At 49.0% G+C, this 22,420-nt stretch carries 19 protein-coding genes and 4 tRNA genes; 12 read left to right on the top strand and 11 right to left on the bottom strand.

Going from position 1 to position 22,420, the window contains the following annotated elements; genetic code table 11:
- Positions 1 to 543 carry a TlpA disulfide reductase family protein gene (locus PHT49_03380; GenBank protein ID MDD5450917.1) on the top strand — a complete coding sequence of 181 codons (543 nt, stop codon included), beginning with the start codon at positions 1 to 3 and terminating at the stop codon, positions 541 to 543.
- Between the two features lie 11 nt (positions 544 to 554).
- Here the strand turns inward: PHT49_03380 and PHT49_03375 are convergent, their stop codons facing one another.
- Positions 555 to 1,478 (bottom strand): selenium metabolism-associated LysR family transcriptional regulator, encoded by a 924-nt coding sequence (locus PHT49_03375; protein MDD5450916.1) that lies wholly within the window; start codon positions 1,476 to 1,478, stop codon positions 555 to 557.
- A 163-nt stretch (positions 1,479 to 1,641) separates the two neighbouring features.
- Between PHT49_03375 and PHT49_03370 the strand changes: the two genes are divergently transcribed.
- The 4 genes from PHT49_03370 (at position 1,642) to PHT49_03355 (ending at position 5,138) form a co-directional block, all read left to right on the top strand.
- Positions 1,642 to 1,718: transfer RNA gene (locus PHT49_03370), tRNA-Arg, on the top strand.
- A gap of 11 nt (positions 1,719 to 1,729) precedes the next feature.
- Positions 1,730 to 1,806, top strand: a tRNA-His gene (locus PHT49_03365).
- 368 nt (positions 1,807 to 2,174) lie between these two features.
- Positions 2,175 to 4,361 (top strand): tetratricopeptide repeat protein, encoded by a 2,187-nt coding sequence (locus PHT49_03360; GenBank protein MDD5450915.1) that lies wholly within the window; start codon positions 2,175 to 2,177, stop codon positions 4,359 to 4,361.
- A gap of 264 nt (positions 4,362 to 4,625) precedes the next feature.
- Positions 4,626 to 5,138, top strand: coding sequence for a PEP-CTERM sorting domain-containing protein (locus PHT49_03355; GenBank protein ID MDD5450914.1), 513 nt, complete (start codon positions 4,626 to 4,628; stop codon positions 5,136 to 5,138).
- A gap of 39 nt (positions 5,139 to 5,177) precedes the next feature.
- On the opposite strand, the gene PHT49_03350 is transcribed toward PHT49_03355, so the two are convergent.
- The 9 genes from PHT49_03350 to PHT49_03310 form a co-directional block, all read right to left on the bottom strand.
- Positions 5,178 to 5,441: a hypothetical protein gene (locus PHT49_03350; GenBank protein MDD5450913.1), complete on the bottom strand. Its 264-nt coding sequence runs from the start codon at positions 5,439 to 5,441 to the stop codon at positions 5,178 to 5,180.
- Positions 5,432 to 5,740 (bottom strand): hypothetical protein, encoded by a 309-nt coding sequence (locus tag PHT49_03345; protein MDD5450912.1) that lies wholly within the window; start codon positions 5,738 to 5,740, stop codon positions 5,432 to 5,434. The genes PHT49_03350 and PHT49_03345 overlap by 10 nt, the downstream gene beginning before the upstream one ends.
- Positions 5,731 to 7,806 carry an AAA family ATPase gene (locus tag PHT49_03340; GenBank protein MDD5450911.1) on the bottom strand — a complete coding sequence of 692 codons (2,076 nt, stop codon included), beginning with the start codon at positions 7,804 to 7,806 and terminating at the stop codon, positions 5,731 to 5,733. Before PHT49_03340 ends, PHT49_03345 begins: the two co-directional genes overlap by 10 nt.
- A 566-nt stretch (positions 7,807 to 8,372) precedes the next feature.
- Positions 8,373 to 9,002 carry a hypothetical protein gene (locus PHT49_03335; GenBank protein MDD5450910.1) on the bottom strand — a complete coding sequence of 210 codons (630 nt, stop codon included), beginning with the start codon at positions 9,000 to 9,002 and terminating at the stop codon, positions 8,373 to 8,375.
- A gap of 127 nt (positions 9,003 to 9,129) precedes the next feature.
- A complete protein-coding gene (locus tag PHT49_03330; protein MDD5450909.1) occupies positions 9,130 to 9,579 on the bottom strand; it encodes a hypothetical protein in 450 nt (149 codons plus the stop codon).
- 206 nt (positions 9,580 to 9,785) lie between these two features.
- Positions 9,786 to 10,643, bottom strand: coding sequence for a hypothetical protein (locus tag PHT49_03325; protein ID MDD5450908.1), 858 nt, complete (start codon positions 10,641 to 10,643; stop codon positions 9,786 to 9,788).
- A gap of 244 nt (positions 10,644 to 10,887) precedes the next feature.
- Entirely contained in the window at positions 10,888 to 11,190 is a 303-nt protein-coding gene (locus PHT49_03320; GenBank protein MDD5450907.1) for a helix-turn-helix transcriptional regulator, read from the bottom strand.
- Positions 11,191 to 11,209: 19 nt separating this feature from the next.
- A complete protein-coding gene (locus PHT49_03315) occupies positions 11,210 to 11,497 on the bottom strand; it encodes a cytotoxic translational repressor of toxin-antitoxin stability system (protein ID MDD5450906.1) in 288 nt (95 codons plus the stop codon).
- 34 nt (positions 11,498 to 11,531) lie between these two features.
- The gene (locus tag PHT49_03310) at positions 11,532 to 12,668 is read right to left on the bottom strand and encodes a site-specific integrase (GenBank protein MDD5450905.1); all 1,137 of its coding nucleotides are present in this window, start codon (positions 12,666 to 12,668) and stop codon (positions 11,532 to 11,534) included.
- Between the two features lie 167 nt (positions 12,669 to 12,835).
- Here PHT49_03310 and PHT49_03305 point away from each other — a divergent pair.
- From PHT49_03305 to PHT49_03280, 6 genes are all read left to right on the top strand, one after another.
- Positions 12,836 to 12,912: transfer RNA gene (locus PHT49_03305), tRNA-Ser, on the top strand.
- A gap of 110 nt (positions 12,913 to 13,022) precedes the next feature.
- Positions 13,023 to 13,379: a PilZ domain-containing protein gene (locus PHT49_03300; protein ID MDD5450904.1), complete on the top strand. Its 357-nt coding sequence runs from the start codon at positions 13,023 to 13,025 to the stop codon at positions 13,377 to 13,379.
- A 225-nt stretch (positions 13,380 to 13,604) separates the two neighbouring features.
- Positions 13,605 to 15,077 (top strand): hypothetical protein, encoded by a 1,473-nt coding sequence (locus PHT49_03295; protein MDD5450903.1) that lies wholly within the window; start codon positions 13,605 to 13,607, stop codon positions 15,075 to 15,077.
- A gap of 24 nt (positions 15,078 to 15,101) precedes the next feature.
- Entirely contained in the window at positions 15,102 to 17,819 is a 2,718-nt protein-coding gene (locus PHT49_03290) for an SUMF1/EgtB/PvdO family nonheme iron enzyme (GenBank protein ID MDD5450902.1), read from the top strand.
- A gap of 289 nt (positions 17,820 to 18,108) precedes the next feature.
- Positions 18,109 to 19,161: an NAD-dependent epimerase/dehydratase family protein gene (locus PHT49_03285; protein MDD5450901.1), complete on the top strand. Its 1,053-nt coding sequence runs from the start codon at positions 18,109 to 18,111 to the stop codon at positions 19,159 to 19,161.
- A gap of 4 nt (positions 19,162 to 19,165) precedes the next feature.
- Positions 19,166 to 20,473, top strand: a complete 1,308-nt coding sequence (locus PHT49_03280; protein MDD5450900.1) for a nucleotide sugar dehydrogenase — start codon at positions 19,166 to 19,168, stop codon at positions 20,471 to 20,473.
- A 203-nt stretch (positions 20,474 to 20,676) separates the two neighbouring features.
- On the opposite strand, the gene PHT49_03275 is transcribed toward PHT49_03280, so the two are convergent.
- Positions 20,677 to 20,764 (bottom strand) — tRNA-Leu (locus tag PHT49_03275).
- Between the two features lie 362 nt (positions 20,765 to 21,126).
- On the opposite strand from PHT49_03275, the gene PHT49_03270 reads away from it, so the two are divergent.
- The gene (locus PHT49_03270; protein MDD5450899.1) at positions 21,127 to 22,416 is read left to right on the top strand and encodes a cytochrome c3 family protein; all 1,290 of its coding nucleotides are present in this window, start codon (positions 21,127 to 21,129) and stop codon (positions 22,414 to 22,416) included.
- The last annotated feature ends 4 nt before the right edge of the window (positions 22,417 to 22,420 follow it).

Raw genomic sequence — 22,420 nt, 5'->3', positions numbered from 1 at the left:
ATGGCAGATAACTTAAGTCGTTACTTTGGACATTCAGTAAGGTGGTTTATTGCTTTAGTATTCATCTTGTTAGTTTCCGTACAACTTTATACATCTCCTGATTCAGAGGCAAAAAACGTCAGGGCCGCCGATTTTTCCCTGAAAGACATGGATGGCCGCATGGTAAGCCTCAGCCATTTTAAAGGCAAGGTTGTCCTGGTTAACTTCTGGGCCACGGGGTGTCCTGCCTGTCGGGCCGAGATACCCGCTTTCATTGCTGTGTACAAGAAATATAAGAGCAAGGGATTTGAAATTATCAGTATCTCGCTTGACGATGTTACCACATCTGCCGGCAAGAAAATCCTGGCCGAATTTATCAAAAGAGCCGGCATTACCTACCCTGTTCTGATAGGCAATAATGCGGTATGTAAGGATTACGGGGGTATCTACTACATCCCCGTGAGTTTTCTTGTTGATTCAAAAGGGAATATAATAAAAAGATACATAGGCGAGCTTAAAATGGATGTCCTCGAAAAGGATATGGCGCCGCTCTTAAAGAGATAAGGGGCGAGTCATTATGCCGGGATTTCCTCCCCGGTAAAACCGGTTGCACGCAAAAACAAAAAATCAAGAAAGGAATCGGTAATCGGAGAAAGCGTACGCCCTTTAAGAACTACGACATAAAACTCACGCCATAAGTCTAACCCCTTTACCCTCAGTCCGTGCAAGGAACCCGCGGCAATATCGTCTTTGACCGCCCGCCGGGATAAAATACTAATGCCTATTCCCGCCTTCACGGCTTGGCGCACGGCCTCGGTGCTGCCCATCTCGGCAATGATGTTAAGTTCTTTTGCATCCATGCCCAGTTTCTCAAGGGCCTTGAGGCTGGTCATACGCGTGCCGGAGCCTGGCTCGCGCAGCATGAAGGCCTCTTTTTTGAGTTCATCTGCCTCGACATAACGTCGTCCTGCCCACTTATAGCCGGAGGGGACTACAATCACCATCTCGTCCCTTACCCACTCCCGGTACTGGAGCCTTTTATCCTCTATTTTAGCCCCCACCACCCCTATCTCGATCTTTCCCGCCAGAAGGCTTTCTATAACGCCCGTAGTATCAGCTATAGTCAGGGTGATATAGATGTCGCTATGCTCTTTTTTAAAAGAACCTATCAGCTCAGGAAGGATATATGCCCCCGGGATGGTACTGGCGCCGATGGTCATCTCTCCCTTGACCCTGCCCAGAAAAAGCTCTAACTCTCGCCGGGCCTCGGACCGCAGGCTCAACATCTGCCTGGCATATTTATAAAGCAATTCTCCGGCCCTGGTAGGCACAACCTCCTTACCCAGACGATCAAAGAGACGCGTATCCAAAAACTGCTCCAGGGCCTGAATATGCCCGCTCACCGTCGGCTGGGTAAGATATACTGATTCCGCAGCCTTTGAAAAGCTCTTTAATTCCAGGACGCGGCAGAAAACTTCTAACTGGTGAAGATCAAACATGGCTTTTTCACCCTGGCGTAGATATGAGGCGTGATCGTAACCATAGCGGTAAAGTGAATACCTTGCAATAACTTTTTAATATGCGACCGAAGCAGACGCCAGCGCTGAATTTTGTCTTTACAAGGCGCCAAAATCTTGTTAAAGATGGCTGCTGTAATAGCCTGCGCCTGTAGCTCAGTTGGATAGAGCAACGGACTTCTAATCCGTAGGTCAGGGGTTCGAATCCCTTCAGGCGCGCCAGATCTTCAATGGTGGGCGTGGCTCAGGTGGTTAGAGCACTGGGTTGTGGCCCCAGAGGTCGAGGGTTCGAGTCCCTCCGCTCACCCCAGCAAAATCAAGGGCTAGAAGAAATTGAGCTTCTAGCCCTTTTAATTTTAGTTACCTATTAGTTACCCTGGAAGCAAAAATTCAGGCGGAAGCAGGCTGCACAGGAATCTAATACAGCCTGTTTTAGCCTTACACTTTTGTTCCTACGCAATATCCGCCAGCCAGAAAATCGCCTAAGTTAACGCCCTGCCTTACGAACCACTCCTGACCAGTCGCACCATAGTCAGATTCGCACGCCTAAGGCGTATCTTCGACCTGGGCGAACAGATTCGCCGGGGCGAAAATTTTCAAAGCACAATAAGCCAGTTATTCGTTGACTGTTTTAATAGACTCTTATAGGATCAAATGACATAAATGGGGGTGGAGATGATGATAGAACTAAGAAAGGGGTACCTACAGCAACTTTTCTTTATCCTCAGCTTTCTTCTTTTTATCGCTTCATTGGCCGATGCTAAAATCCCGGACGCAGTTTTGGAGCAGAAAAACTCCGTTGTGACCATTTATACTTATAAAGACGGACAAGCGGATGTTATAGGAAGCGGGTTTATTGTTGGCTCCAATGGCGTTATTGCAACCAACTACCATGTGTTGACAGGGTCAACAAAATCACCAGAGGCGGCGTCCTTTGTCAAGATGGAAAATGGCGCGGTTCTTCGCATAGAGGATCTTATCATATTTGATGCAAAAAATGACATTGCCATTTTAAAGGTAGAAAGCAAAGAACTCCCGGCGGTCAGGTTGGCAATAAACTACAAACCAGAGATAGGCGAGGATATCATAGTTATAGGAAGTCCCTTTGGGTATGAAACTACGATTTCTAATGGCATTATAAGCGGCGTGCGCAGACAAAGTGGCCTTATTCAAATAACGGCCCCTGTCTCACCGGGGAGCAGTGGAAGCCCTGTATTTAACACAAAGGGCGAAGTAATTGGTATCGCAAGCTTCCTTGTTGAAGGCGGACAAAACCTTAACTTTGCAATCCCTGTTAAATATGTGGCAAACCTTCTTCCCGGACAAAACGAAGAGAATTCGTCTGTGAAATTGTCAGCCGAAGCTCCGGCTCCTGAGGCAGCTCCGGCTCCTGAGGCAGCTCCCGCTCCTGAGGCAGCTCCCGCTCCAGAGCCTATGACAGAGCCTATGACTCCTGAATTATGTTATGACTGGTATCAAGAGGCGCTACATAAGATAAATAGCAAAGACTACGCTGGGGCTTTGCCTCTATTAGAAGATTTGTCTGTACACTTACCCTTAGTCCCGGAAGAACCTGTAGGTTGCCCTCAACTCGTACAATATATCACCGAGTTGTGTAACAAGATTATTCGGAATAAGCCGGACTTAGCCCAACCCCATTACATCCTGGGGCAAGCCCTATCTGCATCGGGGGATAACGCCGGGGCTATTAAAGCATACCAAAAGGCTATAGGTCTTAACCCCGATGCCCGCTATCATGTAAGGCTCGGAAGGGCGTATCTGGTTGCTGGTAATCCCCAAAAAGCCCGTCAAGCGTTTCTCGCGACCGCAAAAAATCCCCGAAGACAAACCTCGGTTATGATATACTTTGCATATCTAAACACTGGACATCAGAAAGACGCCGCCAAGACTTTGCAGGAAATAGTTGATAAGCTAAAGGCCAATCCAATGGCTTCCCCGGATATTTTAGCGGAGACTTACTATTGTCTTGGACGATCTTGCGAGAAATCTGGTCAACACGACAAGGCTATAAAAGCCTTAAGTCAGGCTGTTAAAATTGAACCTGACAACGGTGAATACATAGAGTATCTGGCTGCCAGATATTATAAGATTGGTAATTATAAGCAAGCCATTCAATGTTACGAAAAGCTCTTATTTCTAATATCAAATGGTTCTGTATCTCCAGATTGGAGCCAGTATAGGGGTAGTCGTCAAATCCACGTTTACAGTCGCTTGGCTTATTCTTATTGTCAAACAGGCGAGTATGCCAAGGCCGTCAACGCATATAAGATGGTAATAGAACTTGACCCGGAAGACACTTATGCGCTGCATATGCTTGGTTTGTCATATTTCAACCTTAGCCAATATCCAGAGGCCATATCTGTCCTTAACTTGTACATTGAGGCCGCGCCCGATGACCCGTATGCCCATTACTTTTTAGGACGTGCATACTATGAGAATAAAAATTACGACAGCGCTCAATCAGCCTATTTGAAAGCCATCCATCTCAAGAGTGATCTTTCAAGCGCTATCCTCAGTAGCCTCTATTTTAATCTCGGGCTTGTTTACTCAAAGCTGGGAAGGCTGGAGGATGAGGAAGGTGCGTACAAAGAGGCGCTGGAAATAGATAAGGACGAAGCCGCAGCATTATTGAATCTCGGATGTTGCTACGGCCGAAGAGGTCAAGGGGTGCTTGCGGCTGATTATTACTATAGGGCCGGTATCATATATCTACAAAAAGGCGATCGGGAAAACGCAGTCGGAGCCCTCCATAACCTCAGCACGACAGGTTCACCATTATACGAAAAACTTTACTCTAAAATCTATCCCGATGTACCGTTAAAGAAAGAAAAGGAGGAGAAGTAGCTTGTCCTTATCTGTAACATGCAAAAACCTCGGGACCGCCGCTCGGAGGTAAGTGATGACCTTATTCGCAAGAGGATGGGAAAGATGAAGAGGGGATTAGTGGTATTCGTTACGTTCGTAATGGTTTTTGGGGGTTCGATCTGTGCCCATGCCGAACTATTCAACCGTGGGACTGACATCCTCGGCAATCGACTTATCTATGACAATGACCTTAATATTACGTGGTACGATTACACGAATTCCCATGATAGGTGGCAAAATCAGATGACTTGGGCATCTGATTTGACTGTGAATTTCGGCGGGCATATTTATGATGACTGGCGTCTGCCGTCAACAGTGGATGGCCTATATGTGTGGGGTTATGACGGCACCACCAACCTCGGCTACAACATCACGAGCAGTGAGATGGGGCACCTGTTCTATACAGAGCTTGCTAACCTGGGATGGCGTGACACCTTGAACAACGTTCGTCAATCGGGCTATGGCTTAATAAACACCGGTGATTTTCAGAATCTAATTAACGACTTCTACTGGTCGAGTACGGAGAATCCTTTCACTCTGAAGTCCGCGTTGGGCTTCTATTTTTACGACGGCAGCCAGCGCGAGATCGGTACGCGCGGGGGCGACTACTACGCCATTGCCGTGCGTGACGGAAATGTCGCCGCCCCCGTACCTGACCTAGTCCCCGACCCCATCCCCGAACCAGCCACCATGCTTCTTATCGGCTCTGGTCTTGCGGTCCTTGCTGGCATCAGAATCAGAAGCAAAAAAATATAGATCAACGGAAGCCAGGCATAACCAGCCCTGACGATCTCCTCATTCTACGTTTTGCCAACCCTGTAGCCCTCCAAAAACTTCGGGGCCTTGACATTGATCCCCAACAGCCCTTATCCCAACCCGGTAGCCTCTGCTCAGGCATAACCTTGACAGTTTGGCATAATACTTTTGCTGGTTGGGTATGATCTGTTTTGTCACGAGCTGGTAGTATATCTGTCTCAGAGTTACCGCAAAGTCATAGCTTTCAATTATTTCTTTTACTTGTTCTAAAAGTTCTGAAGACTTTCTCTGCATCACTTCCACCGTCCGATCTTCGCCATATAAGTCCTTAAGTGGTTACAACAATATGTGACACCCCGTCCGGGCCGTTCCTCACAACATACCGGCCCGCATTCCTCGACCTTCTTTTTTAGCCATGAGCAGTAAGCCGTATTCGTTTTTTTCTCCTGGGGCTGCCTTAGCTCCCTGGCTATCTCCTGCCTGTGGGTCTTTATTTTTGTGATAAGTTCCGGTGTGACCTTCTCCCGTGGTTCGATCTTAAGCCTGTCTCCCACAAGAGAGATAGTTATACCCTGGCTTCTGAGTTCAGAGATTAGCTCCATGGTAAGGCTCCCTGCTCTTCCTCAAGGGAAAGATATAAAGCCTCGTCCTTTAGTTGCTCTTCAATCCAATCCGCCCCAGGACAACGACCAGTTTCCTGGTAGGTTAGACAGCCTACCCCGGAAGAATCAGTTTTCTGAGTTTTCTGTAACCCCTCCCGAAAACTGGAAAACTCAGTATTTATGCTATCTCCAGGGCTATTAGGTGGGGTATGTTTTCCAGAAAACTGGTCTTCTGTCTCAGCCAGTTTTCTAGTTTTCTGGCTATATATAGTGCCCGAAAACTCGAAAACTGAACTTGCCCTATAAACCTTTGCATTCTTCTTAGAGGGCAGGCTTTCGGAAGTCCAAAGTTTTTCCTTCTCCCCCTTGCCCAGCAGTCTTAAGGTTCTATCCCTGCTTAGTCCAATTACCTCTTTGGCCTTCTCAACAATCTTCCCCTGAATAGGCCAATCCCCTGAAGAGGCTTTAAGTTCAACTATTAGCCCATGTAAATCTTTCATGGCCTCCTCATCCGGATCAGGCGCCGGGACAAATCCCTTCTCAGGATCGAAGGCCAGGAAAACATGAAAGGGCTGATACCTGGTCTTCTCTTTAGTTCCAAAGCGGTAGTAGCAGTCCGTGTCCTCGTCGTCATCTACTTCTGCGTCCAGGTTGTTTCTACGCACTTTATGAAGTCCTAAGACGTGATCGGCTAAGTCAAAAATGGCCGTGCTCCCCTTATAAGTCCGGTCGTTTCCTTTGGGCGTGTGGTGCAGGAGCAGGATAGTAAATCCGCCATCCCTGAGAGTCTTCAAATTATTCATAACCAGGGCCATATCCTGGCTCTTGTTTTCATCCCCACTTTGCGCTGCCCGTAACGTATCGAAAATCAGCAATGCCCCGGGTGGCAAGTCTGCATACTCAAGGAAATCCTTCCCGTCCAACTTAGGTGGTTTCTTTTTGCCTCCTCCTGCGTGCCAAAAAAGGACGTTATCACAGCCAATCTTTCTTACACGCTCGATTACAGCAGGTAGAGGGTTTTCCAGGTCAATATAAACGACCGGCATGGCCTGGGTTTCAATCCCCGTAAATGGCATACCCTTACTTACTGCATCAGCCAGGATAAAGCTTAACCACGTTTTGCCGATACCACCCTTGCCATGTAGAAGCGTTATACCCTGCTTTGGGATAAAGTCTTTGACTGCCCATTCGACTTTAATGTCCATACCGGCCAGGTCTGAGCCCTTCATCAGAAAGCTTAAATCCTTAGCCTGCGGCTTCCATTCATCGGCTTCTTGAACAACGGCTAATAGCCTCTGCTTATTGTTGCCCTCTATTGTTGTCCAGTCTATAACGTCTCCCTTTTCTTGAAGTCCAGGCAAGGCCACTATCTTTATCTGCCCTACGTTGCCATGCAAAACCACGGCTATCCTTTTGGCATAGTCCCGGCCCGGGGTATCGTTATCGGGTAAAATGACCATCTTTTCCTTGTCTGCGAAATATTGAAGATAATGGTTATGCCACGGACTGGAAGCCCCGCTATCCAGACAGGTAGCCGCCAGGCCCCATGAATGCAAGAGATCGGCTTTCGCTTCACCTTCGACGATGAAGGCGTATTTTGACCTGGCCAACTCAGGCAACCTGTACGGGACGGCTTCCCCGCCTCGGCCAGACTGCCACTTGTCCCCCACCGGATGTTTAAAGCGGAACTCTTTTGAACGTCCGTTACTGCCAGGTTCCAAACGTTCTTTGGCATACAGGATATTACCGGCCAGGTCGCTGTATTCGAACCGGGACACCACCCTTTGCGGTTCAGTCTTAATACTGGTCATCTCTCCAATCTCCTTTAAGGCGGTGTGAAAATCTACATTGTTTAATTGCTGGTAGAAAGTAAAGACATCTCCCTTAGCACCGCAAGCGTGGCAATAATAAAGGCCGGTTTTGAGATTTACACTTAAAGAGGGACTCCGGTCATCATGCCAGGGGCAAAGACCTATGGCTTGCCCCCCATGCTCCCTAAGGGTGGGAACAAGTCTCTTGTAGAAGTTTTTGAAGTCCAGGCGTGAAAGAATATCTCGTTTATCCATTCCTTGCCCCACGCTCATTGTCCAATCGGTCAAGTAGCCTGGAAGCCCGCGGGCACCAGGGCCAGCGCAGCAAATCCAATAAGGTTAAAACCATCCAACGTAAGGCCCGGCGGCCTGATCGCTTTAACTGATTCCCTCTCAGGCTATTCATGGCCGCCGGACCTCCCGATCGAATCCCTCGTCTGCACAGGACTTGAGAAGAGCCAAGCTTGGATATCGGAAGTTTTGTAGATAACTTTTCTCGATAAACTTCGAAAAAATCTGGGACCCTCCCTTCTCCACCTCAAATTTGCCAGTGTCCCGGTAGGAATGCCAAAGAATTGCTCGACTTGAGCGGGGGATAAAGCCTGTGGAATGATAGATTTCTGCATATTCAACCTCCTTTAAGATATGTGCTCATTATGGATGAACATAATATCACAATTAGCGTAAAAATCAACGGTATATCAGTTAGTTAGGGGGTTTCTTAAGATGCCAAAAATGACATTTTAGAAACCCCCAAATAAAAAAGGCTAACCTGTCTCAAACAAGTTAGCCTTAGACTGTGTGTTTTGGATAGATGTTACTTAGGGTAGATAGTCAGTGAGTTCATCGATGGTCAATTTATGACCGGTTTTTTCAAAGAAGTGTTGAGCTGGCACCAGGTGCGGGTTGGTCTTCTGTCTTAGATACGTTTCTTTGAAACCACGGAGCTTGGTTTTTTGAAGCAATCCAAGCTGGCGCCTACGCTCTCCGAATTTCTCCTCGAACAGTTCCAGGGTAGCTCTTATGGCACTATATCCCCCTCTTGCCGTGACAATTTTCTCTTTCTGCATCAAGTCTCTAAAGAATTGCGGCTGTTCATCCTTTTTTAACCAATATTGACATATGACATACGCAGCGGCCAGGTACCGTCTGGCTTCTGCCATGAACTCTTCTTCTGTTTCCCCGCCTTTCCCTTCTACACAATGCACCCCCCGTGGACGTGGCGAATAAGTATCTTTAAGATGTTCATTAAAGACAGGATGCAGGAAGAGGCTGGATATCAGGGTTCCCAGACTTTCAGGATCGTCCGAAAAATATGTATACAGGGTTTCCCAGTCTTGTAACGTGGCGCCTATCTTAAGCGAAACAGGCACTTTTCTTTCAAAAAAAAGAAGTTTAAATGTTTTTTCGAGGAAAATAGGCCGGTCACTTCTGGTCTTTCTTTTTGACATTAACCCACCTCCACCAATGGCTTCCACCTTTTAAAGAATAAATCGGGGCCGGGCCTGGCGGTGGAGCGCCAGACCCGTAAAAGGATACGGCCATATCCTTCTTAGGCCCTGCTGAGCTGTGTTGAAATTACCTCATGATACCCTGGGAAGCAGGCAATGCCGCTGTCTTGGCCTGGATGTCGTCTGAATCACCGCCGCTTGCGGGCTGTGATGCTGCCTGCTTCCTCGTCATGATAACGATCTCAGAGCCTTCATCGAGACCTATAATTTCCCTCTGCCAGCCTATGCACTTGGTGGCAACGGCCAGGGTGCGGGCGGCCACCTGCTGGTCGGGCGAGGACAATAAATCCTTCATCTTCTCGGCTAGAAACCTCTCCGTAAGGCCGATCGAGTCGAAAATCTCCCGATAATCCATGAGTTTATCAAGCTTTTTCAACATCATACTGCCACCTTGAGACGCTGAATGCTTGTTTTTTGCTGTATATCCGGCGGCCACGTATGCCTTTCCAAGATCACCTAGCTCCACATATTTCTGCAAAAACTTCATCTGTCTGGGTTTAATTTTTTTCTTTTCCACGCCGTTTTCACCTATTTTGGGGAAAAATTTTCTCAAGTATGGGACATTTTGTCCCACTTTGTCAAGGGGAATTTCTCCCCACAAGCCCAAAAAAGTTGAAAAATCTCCGGGGCATGTATAAAACATACGGGGCCAGGGACCCCGATCCCCGGTTTTTCGTATAACGCACTTCAGGATCGGCCCCAAGATAACCTACCAGAATAACCCTATTGACACCTGCCATTACATATCACCTCCTCCTCATCCTCCAAAATTCCACGGAAACCCGGGAGGGTGCCTCCGAGCCCTGGTTTATTGTGGTTTAGTTTAATTATGTGGTGATCTCCACCTGCAAAAATATGTATCTCAATTGGCAAATTTCCCGTCAAACTCCAAACTCTCCCCACATTGCTGCTGTCAGGCAAGGTCAGTATAGGTCTGAGCGCGCAAAGCCGGAAGGTTCTTATAATTTCATTTATTTCGGCTGCCTGGCGTGCTAAACTTAAAGCATGAATACTTGCAGCGGTACTCATGCCTGAATCAAAGCCCGAAAAAAAAGCCCCAAAATCGCTTCCATAGGTACTCCCGTAATAAGACTGGGCCGTGTAGGTGTTATAAAATTGGTTTGCCTGAGTGCGAGCCGCATACGCGGACAATGCTGTGGATTGTCCTAATGCGTCTTCTGATGTCATCCCTTCAATGTAATACACATATTCATCTGGCCGGAGTAGTCTTAGAGCGTTTTTGTCCGCATCGAAAATAATCAGTTCTTCCGGCGTTATGTATGGTGTGGTAGAAGTATTGGTAATTTTAATGTCTGCAAGGAAGATCTGCCTGATAACTTTTTCCCTTTCAATATATACTTTCCGCCACACTCCTAACTCAACAACAGAATTCTCTTTGACACTTTTTGCAGAACGGAACGTGGATGTGGAATCAAACTTAGGTATTGGGGCAAATTCTTCCCTTGGTACCAACACACCACGCGCGGTTAAGAAGGTATGTTGAACTGTTAATTGGGGCGCACAGGCAGGGAATAAAAAGACAAAAACAATCAGGATAGTTTTGATATTCTTAACGTTCATGGAGCCTCCTTATTCTAACACTTCAATATTCCGGCGTCCCGTAAGGGGGCCAAGACGATTACTCTTCTTCCGGTGAAGTCAACCCGTTTTTTGGTGGCAAGCTCTCTGGCAACGGCTGATCCAAAAACCCTATCCGGCAATGCACTTCCGGGTACACCAGCGGCTTTCTGTCTGACGGCTTCGACTTTTTTGGCAATACCCTTAATTGCGGTTTCTTACTTTTCCTCTGATCCATAAGTTACCCCTATAAGAAAATTCGGTAATCAACCTTCAATGCTTCTGCGAAAAGTTTAGCATTCTTCTTGCCGATCGGCCTTTTTCCGTTCTCCATTTCGCTGATGTGACGCTGTGGAATGCCCGTCAACTTGGCAAGCCTTACCTGCGACATCCCTTCTTTTACCCGCGCTCCGGCCAGAATACGGCCCGGCAATTGTTCGTCGGTGTATTCCGGGAATGCCGCACGCCATGGAATGGCTTCACCAGAAAAAAACACCTCTGCGAAGCCCAGAGACCTCAACGCATCAATAGCCTTCTTCTTGTGTTTCACTGGCCCGCTAAAACGCAATTCAACGTTTCTGATAGGGCGCTTTCTCATGGGTTCCGGCATAAACCACCTCAACAGACCTGTCTTTTTTATTCTTAAGCTCCCAGACGGCAACATACGTCGGTCGGCCCTTTTTCAAATGACAATGATAACGGTTCCCCGTCAGGGCGCTGTAGTTGGGCCAGTTGCCCCTGACCGGCCCGTTCACCTCAATCTCTTTAATCAACGCAATCAACGAATCCCTGACCATCTGTGGGAGTTTCGCAATTTGTTTCCCGGCTTCCCGGCTGATCGTTACCGTCCATTTCATGGGACTATATACCACCTTTTAGTATAGGTCAAGGTTATTTTTTGGCCTCAATAGCCGGTTCAATGCTTGCCTGGCTTATTATGTTGCTAATTACATTGGTGGCCTGCTGTAGCGTTTTATCTGCCAGGTGAGCGTAGCGTTTTGTCGTTACCGGTGATTTGTGAGTAAGTAACTTGCTCAAGGTATAAAGATCGACCTGCCCGCTTGACGCCAGAAGAGACGCATAGGTATGTCTTAGGCCGTGCATCGGCCTGAACCCTTCAGGTAACCCTGCCAAACGTCGGATATGGTCAGCATGGCGCTTAACATCATAACGTCTATTTCCGTCTTTCCCAGGAAAGACAAAAGGCGATCCTGCAACCCTCGGATGTTCACTTAATAATTTATATGCCAGATCGTTCATGGGTATAGATTGGTCGATGCCGCCCTTTGTCTCTCTTAGCCGGATAGTTCGACGCTCAAGGTCAACGTCTCTCCACTCCAGACGTAGAAGCTCGGAACGTCGCATTCCGCTATACAAGGCCAGTTTAAATATGCCCGCCACCTGAATATTAGGATATGAATCCAGAACCTCAACCAGCCGCGTCAATTCATCGCTGGTCAGGCACTCCGTCTTTTCATTGTTCCGTTTGGGCATACCAATCTTTACGGGCACGGTCTTTATAAGGCGCTTCTTAAACGCAAAGTTCAGGATTCGACGGGCAAGCTCCAGGACATTATAAACGCTCCCTTCCCGCCCATCTTTCTTCAGGTTAATCCTTATGCGGTCGATCGTTAAAGGGTCAATCTGGTCGGCTTTCTTATCGCCTAAGACCGGCGCCAGATGCACTTCATAGCGTTTCAAATCAATCAAATCAATCTTGCCGTGCAGTCCTTTATAATGGTCGAAATAGCCTTTTGCCAGTTCTCCAAAGGTAGGGACCTTTTTCCGTTGCTTTGGCAACTCTTCTCCGTGCCGGATACTGCGTAACCGTTCCGCCCGTATCTGGCCTGCAAGTTTCCCCGAATACCCCTCGGAAAGCCAGCCGATTTTCTCCCGCGTCAGCCTTCCTTCTACTTTGTAGGTTATATAAAAACATCTATCGGGTTTGCCGTTGTGCTTCCGGTTGTCCGATTCGTAATACACCACTCCCGGATGTCTGACAGGATCGACCGAAACATATTTTGCCATATTGGTGGGCCTCCTTAGTCACCCAGGGGTTTTACCCAGAGGTCAAATTAGTTACCTATTAGTTACCTATCGTGTTATTTTTAGTGAAATTCAGTGAAGTTAAGGTTAGCGTCTTAATATTGAAAAAGATAATAAAGTAAGTAAGTTGTGAAGTCAAGTGAAAAACTGTGAGTAACACGAAAATAGGCAAAAGATTGGGTTGTGGCCCCAGAGGTCGAGGGTTCGAGTCCCTCCGCTCACCCCAGAAAAATCAAAGGGTTATCCGCCTATGGCGGATAACCCTTTTTTTATTTCTTTAACAAAATAAAATCTAAAGTCATCCCCTGAACATGCCGAAACGCCCTAAAGGAGGTAATGTCTTTGGGAAAAGAGCAGAGGACAACCCCGCGCTTTGACTTTGGCCTCAAGGTCGTTATCCTTAAAGGCGGAGAGGCCCATTTTACGAAGGATATCAGCCTGAGAGGCTGCTTTTTACCTGCCTGCCAGGTATTTGATTTAAATGATAAGGTAGATCTGGCTATAGATGTGCCGGGGTTCGGCTATGTCTTTGTGACCGGGGAGGCCCGGCATCTTGCCAATGGTGGGACAGGCATCATGTTCCTTAGTTTTAAAGACCTTAAGGCCAAAGCGGCCTTGGAAGAATTTCTCAACGTAGTCTCCCTTTGTGAAGAGTCAAGCGAAGACAACGGCCTTCGATGGCTCGATGCATAGCCTGCCTTTAGCGCGCTAATCTCCCGGTCGTTTGTGTCGATAAGAAATCTGAAGTCCGTATGCACCATGCAAAAGCATTCAGCACTCAGTTCTCAGCTTTCAGGAAGTAGAATGGCGACTCAAGCTGACCGCTGATGGCTGATCGCTATTTCGCAGCAAACGGACTTCCTGCGAAGCCATCATACTTTAAAAAAGCCCGAGAGAAGATACTGACGGAGATCGCCTATGCAGCAGAATATTGAGCAAGAGCAGCTTTCCACACGTAATATTCGTGCACGATTTGATGAGGCCTTGGGACGGCATATAGAACGGCTGATCGGGACCAGGTATGGAATCGGCTCGCTGCCTCTGAATGTAGCGACCATACCATGCCTTATCCTCGCCGTAGAACGTGAAACCGATATCGAAAGCGCTTCATCTTTTCCACCCGAACGTTTTACAGAGGAAACATTCCTGAATGAATTGGCGGAATTCGGCCTTGACCCGGATGAAGACCTGAAGGCATCCCTCCGGGATTTAATTCAAAAAGGATATATTGATGCCTCCCTAGATAGTAGTCTTTCCGCCACGAAACCGGCCATCAGTATGGTCCGCTTAGTCGACCGCATCTTCCCCAAAATGCCCGGGGTCAATCTTGTCGCCTACCTTGTTCAGATCATGGATGAGGTGTTGTCCGGACGTAAAGAACTGGAAACCGCGATCAGCCAGTTTGACCAGACATTACAGATGCAGGGGGTTCCTTTATCAAAACAAAAGACCCCGGCAAAACCGGAACAAACGACGGCAAAAATTTTCCGTTACAGACAGGAACAGACAAGGTCACACGTGGACACTGCATCTCCAGTGCTCCGGGCCCAGGATATCAGCCAGATCAGGGTCCAAAGTTTCTTCGCTAAAAAAGAAGTTCCTGCCGAAGATATTATAGGCCAACCCGGTGACACCAAAGTTCAAAGGCTAAGGGAATCTGAAAAGACAACTGAGCCGGAAAGAAAAAGAATCGCTGCTGAAGACGCACGTTCTATTGAAGAATCTCCTGTGCCGGTACAGGCAGCGCCGGAGCCAGCTCCAAAACATGAGACTTCCGGACAGGATCTGTTCGCCCATGTCGAAGATGTCCGTCTCTCTCCGGCGGATGCGAATCTGTCCGCCCCGACGCCGGTCGTAGATGAACCGGACCGTCCGGCAGTAACGGAGGTGGAAAAAACCGAGAAGGCATCGCGTGAGATGCAGGACTTACAGTCAGTGGACGAGGCAAAAAGTGAAATCGAACCTGTTTCGGAACAGGATGAGGCCGCCGTCGCGGATGATATCATTGAAAAGCATATCGCAGCCTTCTCCGAGGACCTGGCCTCCGCGTGTCCGGTATGTAGAATCGGCAAGATCGAGACGAAACAGACTGCCAAGGGTAAATCTTTCTACACCTGTTCCAACAGTGACTGTAATCTTATAAGCTGGGGCAAACCTCATCACATTGTTTGTCCACAGTGTAAAAATCCGTTTCTAATTGAAACCGAAGACTCAGCAGGGGAAATATCCTTAAAATGTCCGAGGGCGACCTGCCGTTACCGGCAACATCTGGCCGGTGAAATAGAAAACGCAGTTCCCGCCCGGCATGACGCTGCAAATCCATCTCCCCCATCTCCCAACCCTCGCCGGAAAGTGGTAAGAAGACGCGTTCTTGTCCGCAAAAAACGATAGCGGCATAGGCAACAGGAGGTTCTTGTGGCCACCACTGTAATATCCCTCAAGGGAATCGACGAGGCGATATCCAACCTCAACTATAGAGACCATAAGACATTAAAATACAGGCTGATCCATGCCGTCAGGGAATTTTATGAAAGCGAAAACGCCGTCACCACCCTCCAGGGCATTGATACGGACAGACTCGTCACGGCGCTCTGGGACACCGGAGACGATCCTTCTGCGATCAAACCCAAGCGAAAAAACCTGAGCAGTATCAAATCCTCTGTCAATGCGGATTTTAAAAGGCTTTACGAGGATGGAAAAAATCCTGAGGGCATAATCATAGGACGCGGCAATATCTTTGTTATGTCCGATGAGGCCAAAGACCGGATGCTCACCTCGTTTACCGGCAGTGCGAAAAAGGACGGAGGCGTTACGCTGGAACAGATAAACGAGGTCTTAAATATTGTCCGCGAAGTGTTGTCGGATCCGGAGGCCTTGGCTAATACGGGGAATTCGGACAGAACAGGCAAGCTAAGCCAATTAAAAAATATAATCCAGGGGTTGTCGCAACAAATTGGTTTAAAAGTAGCACATGGCGATTTGACTGATGGGCCTGCCGCGCCATCTGAAGTCAGGGCGTATGAAACGCACATGGCACATGGCGACACAAAGGACAATGATAATCCCCCTACACCCCCCTTTACTAAAGGGGAAGATATATTAAGCCCCCCGTTGGGAAGAGACGGGGGCCTTTCAATTCCTTCCTTGAAAAAGGAAGAAAGCCAAATTCCCCCTTTGGAAAAGGGGGATACAGGGGGATTTTCAGGTGAAAAGACTGATACGCTTCCCCGGATTTCAGGAAATGCCGCAGAAACGGGCAGTGAACAGAATAAAGACGAGGTGGGAGGTACCGGCATCGAGTCCGGTGTCGAAGGCTACGGACCTGGTGTTGGTGAAGCTGATGGGCGAGAGGGAACCACATCGAAAGAGGCTCCGGCAGCAGAATCAACCGAAGATGCCGCTAGTCCGGAAGAAATCGCTGCGAATGAGGTTGACGTAGTCGATACAGTCGAGCTTGTCGAAGAGATAATACCGGAAGAACCGGGATCTGAAAAACTCGAAAATATCGGGGAGACCGGGGAATATCTCGCAGAGACGGAGATCGTAGATGATATTGAATCGGACGAGACCGGTGACGACCTCGACGAAGTTGAAGTCGTAGAGGACCTCGTAGAGAAAGCACCGGAAGAAGCCGAAGAAGTCCCCGCAGTAGTGGAAGAAGCCGATCTCATCGAAGACCTGGAACCCGAAGAAATAGGGCCTGAAGAATCAGAAGAACTTCAGGATACTAACGAAGTCGTTGAAGAAGAAGTGGAAGAAGCCATCCAGGAAATCGTGGAAGCAGAGGAAGAGGCAGAGCCGCAAGGGGACACAGAAATAGTCGATGAAGCCGGCCTCCTGCCGGATGCCGAACCGGAAGATGCCGTACCGGAAGAGATGGAGGAAGTCGAAGAGGTCGCCGAGGATAACGTCCAAGAAACCCTCGCAGAAGTCATAGACGACCAACCAGAGATCGAGGCCGAAGAAACCGGAAGCACAGAAGACCTGGAACCCGCCGAGCTCACCGATAACCTTGAAGAAGCCGAGGTCGTAGATGAAATTGCAGAAACAAAACCCGAAGGGGAAGAGGTTACTCAGGATGATGCAGAAGTGGCGGATGAAGCAGAGATAATGGAAAAGGCACCGGAGGAAGAGCTAGAGCCTGAGGAGATGGGAGACATCGAAGAAGTTGAAGAGGATGAGGCCGAGGAAGGCATTGAGGAGCTGGAAATCACAGAGAAATCTGGAGAGCCAGGCCTCTCCGCCAGCGGTTCAGAGGCGGGATATTCGGACGGCATTTTTGGAGAGGAGGATAAGATACCGAGGGCCAGGCTCCTGGCCGAGGAATTTAATCGCTTGCTCGGCGACAGGGAAAGATTTTACAATCAGTATATTCTGATCCCGGCGGGAGACTATATCGTTGGCAATAAGTCTCCCGGCAAAGATGAACGTCCTGAACAAAAAGTGCGTTTAGAGGCCTTTTATATGGGCAGGTTCCCGGTTACAAACGCGCTCTTCGAAGTTTTTGTGGAAAAGACCGGATACAAAACCATCGCTGAAAGGCTTGGATACGGAAAGGTCTATTACGGACGTTTTAAGAAAACGGTAGATGCAAAAACCGGTTCAATAAGACTTATCTGCCAGTCCGGCCTTAGCTGTGAGACAGTATATGGGACCTGCTGGCATCAGCCCTCAGGGCCCGGAACTACGATACACAATAAAAGAAATCACCCTGTGGTTCAGGTCAGCCGGGAAGACGCCATGGCCTTTGCCGCCTGGACAGGCAAAAGGCTGCCTACTGAAGATGAATGGGAGGCCGCAACACGGACGGCTGACGGCTATGCGCTTCCCTGGGGGAACGACTGGCAGAGAGATGTCTGTAATATTGAGGCCAGCTCCATAGCGGACACCACACCTGTGGACAGACACATGGATTCCGGGAATAATTTCGGGATAATTGACGCCATAGGAAATGTACTGGAGTGGACAATGGAACCCTGTAACCCGCCTTCCTATGCCAGACACGACGTTAAATACTATGTAGCCAAGGGCGGCAGTTGGATTTCCGGCAATGACATACGCCTGTTCAACCGCTTTAAACTGGAGGCTGAAATGCACTCCAATATACTCGGATTTAGATGCGTGGCATATTGAGAAATGGACGCTATTCAGTCTCCATGCGAAGACCCAGGGGTTCCCGCTGGAGCGGTAAGCACTCAGCTATCAGCATGAAGCCGGTTCACCGTTTACTGTTGACCGTTTACCAAAAGAAAATGTCGGATAACGGATAACAAATATGCTGATGGCTGAAAGCCGATCGCTGAAAGCGTGAATTCCGAAACGGCAGTTTCCGGATGACCACTAATCAGAAGAGTCCTTGCAATTTATTTGGAGACGTAATAATAAAGACTGACACCGAATCGGCCGAAGAGTGTATTAAAAAATGTCGAAGATTGCTAACATCAAGGCGCAACTAAGAAAATCACCCAGGAGGTGGCTGGTCACCGGTGTGGCCGGATTCATCGGGTCGGGCCTCCTGGAGGAACTGCTTAATCTGGGGCAGAACGTCATCGGGCTGGACAACTTCTCCACCGGCTATCTCCATAACCTGGAGGATGTAAAAAATACAGCGGGCGACGGGGTCTGGAGCCGGTTCACCTTCATCGGAGGGGATATACGAAATTTGGACGACTGCCGGAAGGCCTGCGCCGATGTTGACTATGTGCTCCACCAGGCCGCCCTCGGCAGCGTGCCCCGCTCCATTGATGACCCTGTCACCACCAACCAGTCAAATATCGACGGCTTTGTGAACATGCTGGTAGCGGCCCGCGACGCCAAAATCAAGCGTTTTGTCTATGCGGCCTCCTCCTCCACTTACGGAGACCACCCGGGGCTTCCGAAGAAAGAGGATGTGATCGGGCGGCCCTTATCCCCTTATGCTGTCACCAAATATGTAAACGAACTCTATGCCGACGTCTTTGCCCGCACATACGAAATGGAGTGCATCGGGCTGAGATATTTCAATGTCTTTGGCCGAAGGCAGGATCCCAAGGGGGCTTATGCCGCCGTAATCCCCTGTTGGATCGGCGCCTTGCTGGATGGAAAGGCCCCGACGATCCACGGCGACGGTGAGACCAGCCGGGACTTCTGCTATATCGACAACGTCATCCAAGCCAATCTCTTGTCCGCCCTGGCGAAAAAACCGGCGGCCTTAAACCAGGTTTTTAATGTCGCCTTTGGCGAGAAGACAACATTAAACGGGCTTTTTACAATGATACGCGGCTCTCTGGCCCGGCATTACCCTGCTATTGCAAAGATTGAGGCCGAATACGGGCCGTTTCGGCCTGGAGACGTGAGGCATTCCCAAGCGGACATTGAAAAGGCCCGGGGCCTCCTGGGCTACAAGCCAACGCATGATGTGAAACAGGGAATGGAAGAGACCGTAGCGTGGTATGTCGATAAACTGACAAAGAAAACAAAAAAACGAGGTAAATGAGGTCATGACCCTATTAGATCGCATCAAAAAACGGCAGGCCCAAGTCGGAATCATCGGCCTTGGCTATGTGGGCCTTCCCCTGGTACTGGAATTTGTGAGGGCCGGGTTTCCGGTCACCGGATTTGACATAGACACAAAAAAGATCAAGGCCCTTGAAGCGGGGATGTCTTATATCAAACACATTTCTGCCGACAAGGTCAGGGAGGCCCTATCCACGGGGCGTTTTAGCTGCACTGCCAATTTTTCCGGACTGAAAGGGATGGATTGTATCCTCATCTGCGTGCCCACGCCGCTGAACAGGAATAGGGAACCGGATCTCTCTTACGTCTTCAACACTACCCGGGCCATCCGGGACAACCTGCGTAAGGGGCAACTCATCGTCCTGGAGTCCACCACCTATCCGGGTACCACAGATGAAAATATGCGTCATATCCTGGAAGAAACCGGCCTCAAAGCCGGGAAGGATTTCTTACTGGCCTTTTCTCCGGAGCGAGAAGACCCCAACAACAAGGATTTTTCTACCGGAACCATACCCAAGGTGGTCGGCGGCTACACCAAAAACTGCCTCAAGGCGGCCTGCGCCCTCTATGATACTATCGTGGTCAAGACCGTGCCCGTCTCCTCCACCCGTGCGGCAGAGGCCACCAAGCTCATGGAGAATATCTTCCGCTCCGTAAATATCGCCATGGTTAATGAGATGAAGATGGTCTTTGATCGGATGGGAATTGACGTCTGGGAGGTAATTGCCGCCTCATCCACAAAACCCTTCGGCTACATGCCTTTTTATCCCGGGCCGGGTCTGGGCGGCCACTGCATCCCGATTGATCCGTTCTACCTCACCTGGAAGGCGCGCGAATACGGCATGGCCACGAGATTTATCGAGCTGGCCGGAGAGATCAACACATCGATGCCGGCCTATGTAATAAACAAACTTATTGACGCCTTGAATAGCCGGGGCAAGAGCCTGAAAGGATCAAAGGTGCTGGTCCTCGGACTGGCCTACAAGAAGGATATTGATGACGTCCGGGAATCTCCTTCCCTGGAGCTTATCGAGCTATTAAGGGAAAAAGGGGCCAAGGTGGATTATAACGACCCTCATGTCCCCAGGACCCACAAGATGAGGCGCTATGACCTCAGGATGAGATCGGTGCCCCTCACCGAAAAAAACCTGAAAAAATACGACTGCGTCCTCATCGCCACCAACCATTCCGACTATGACCCGGATTTTATCCGGAGGCACGCCCGACTCGTGGTTGACACACGAAACCTGATCAAAATCAACGACAAGACAAGAAATGTAGTGAAGGCGTAAGGAAGCCATCAGCGCTCAGCAGTCAGCATTCAGCTTTTTGAGTTGCGGGTTACGGGTTACGAGTAGCGTTTTTTCAACCCGGAATATTTCTTACTCCTGACTTCTAAATTCTGTCTTCTGGTCGGTGATCGTGTAGCCGGAAACACGGTTATGTCCGGATCGGCAGTAATAAAGATGGCACAGGCTATATGCGGGAAATTATATGGTGCCGGAGGTCGGAATCGAACCGACATGACCGCGAGGGTCGGGGGATTTTGAGTCCCCTGCGTCTACCTGTTTCACCACTCCGGCACTTTATTGGGTCTATCTATAATTGGTGACCGCTATTATGTCAAGAGAGAAAAAAACGACCTCGACGGCGGCCGATGAAGAATTGGTGTTCTTCCGTAAACTGCCGTTTTCGGATTGAAGCTCTCCGCAGCAAGCTGCGGGGAATGCGCTCGCTATGCATGTTCAAGCTTTCAGCGATCGGCATGTTCGTTATCCGTTAACCGTTAATCATTGTCCGACATTTTTTCGGTAAACAGTCAACACTGAACGGTGAACCGGCTTCATGTTGACTGTTGAGCGCTTAAAGTAGGGCCGGAATTTTCCGAGTTTTCGGATGTAATTTAATTAAAGATATAGCCATGTTATGCCGATATATTAACTATATGTGGCCCAGGCATACGATAAGAAAATGTGCTGTTCGCCTTGCAACATTTCTCTTCATTACCCTGTCCGCAAGCCCGTTGGGGGCCGGCGCCTATCTGGACTCAGCCCACGGAAATACCACTTATGGCGTAAGCCGGAGCAGCACGTCCGGGTACACAAAGGGTAATTGCGGCCACTGCCATGAAATGCATGCCAGTATTGAGGGGAATGAACCAGCTCCAACCGGCGGTTCACCCTCAAAAATTACCTTATTTTATACCAATCACACCAGCCAGAGCGATAACTTCTGTTTTAAATGCCATGACAACACTACCACCGTGGCGGTAACCGCAATAATAAACCGGAGTTATAGTTTTCGTGCCGGCGGCTGGACTGCCGATACCCTGAATGACATCCTGGAGGCATTCTCCAACCCGCCCAGTATTTCATCACACAACCTGGGAGACATAAAGACCTTCACGACCGGCAGGTGGGGTTATACTGTCGATTCCAATCCCTGCTGCGCCTGTCATAACCCCCACGCGGTCCAGGGAGACCCTGCAAACTCAAGCGGCGCTGCCAAGAGTTCCGGCACAAGGGGATATCCTGTCTCCCGGCCAAGCCAGCATGCGACGCTTGCAACCTGGGGATTGTGGGGAGATGGGGGGGGAGAAAAGATGAGCGACTATACCGCCTCTTACCAGGCCCCTTATCGCTTTGGTTCTACTACAACCTATGAGCCTGACGGTTCTGCTACCACCAATGGATCCAACCTGACGGATTACAACAACTTTTGCATTGATTGCCACAATGCGACAAACACGATATATAGCACTAATCTGGGACGCAATTTAAAAACCATCGATTGGGACAACGAAAAACATGGTAAGGGTCTTGCAGAAGTAGCAATCACAGTGGATGCGCCCTATTCGACCACAATGGGTTATGTCCTCTCCTGCACCGACTGCCACGAACCTCATGGGTCGCCTAATGCCTTTCTGATAAGAAAAGAGGCGAACGGTGGAACACTGGACGCAACTATTTCTGCCTTTTCAACAACGAACTGGAAATATCTGTGCGCCAGATGCCATCAAGAAGACACCAGTCCTTGCAGCACAACCAGGGGGCCTGTGTTTGAATACATTCATCATAATTCCGACACAGACAGAGCGTACACTCAAGTGTCATGCGGCGGCTGCCATAGCTCCGGTGGCGGATGTCCGCCTACCATGACATGCAGCAACTGCCATTTTCACGGGTCCTCTCGTACCGATTGTGATTATGCTCCTACCACCAGGCGTACATTTTAACAAA

It is taken from the genome of Desulfovibrionales bacterium (assembly GCA_028715605.1).
Classification (GTDB): domain Bacteria; phylum Desulfobacterota; class QYQD01; order QYQD01; family QYQD01; genus QYQD01.
Note: the sequence above shows the minus strand (reverse complement) of the source record. Positions and strands in the feature narration are given on the sequence as shown.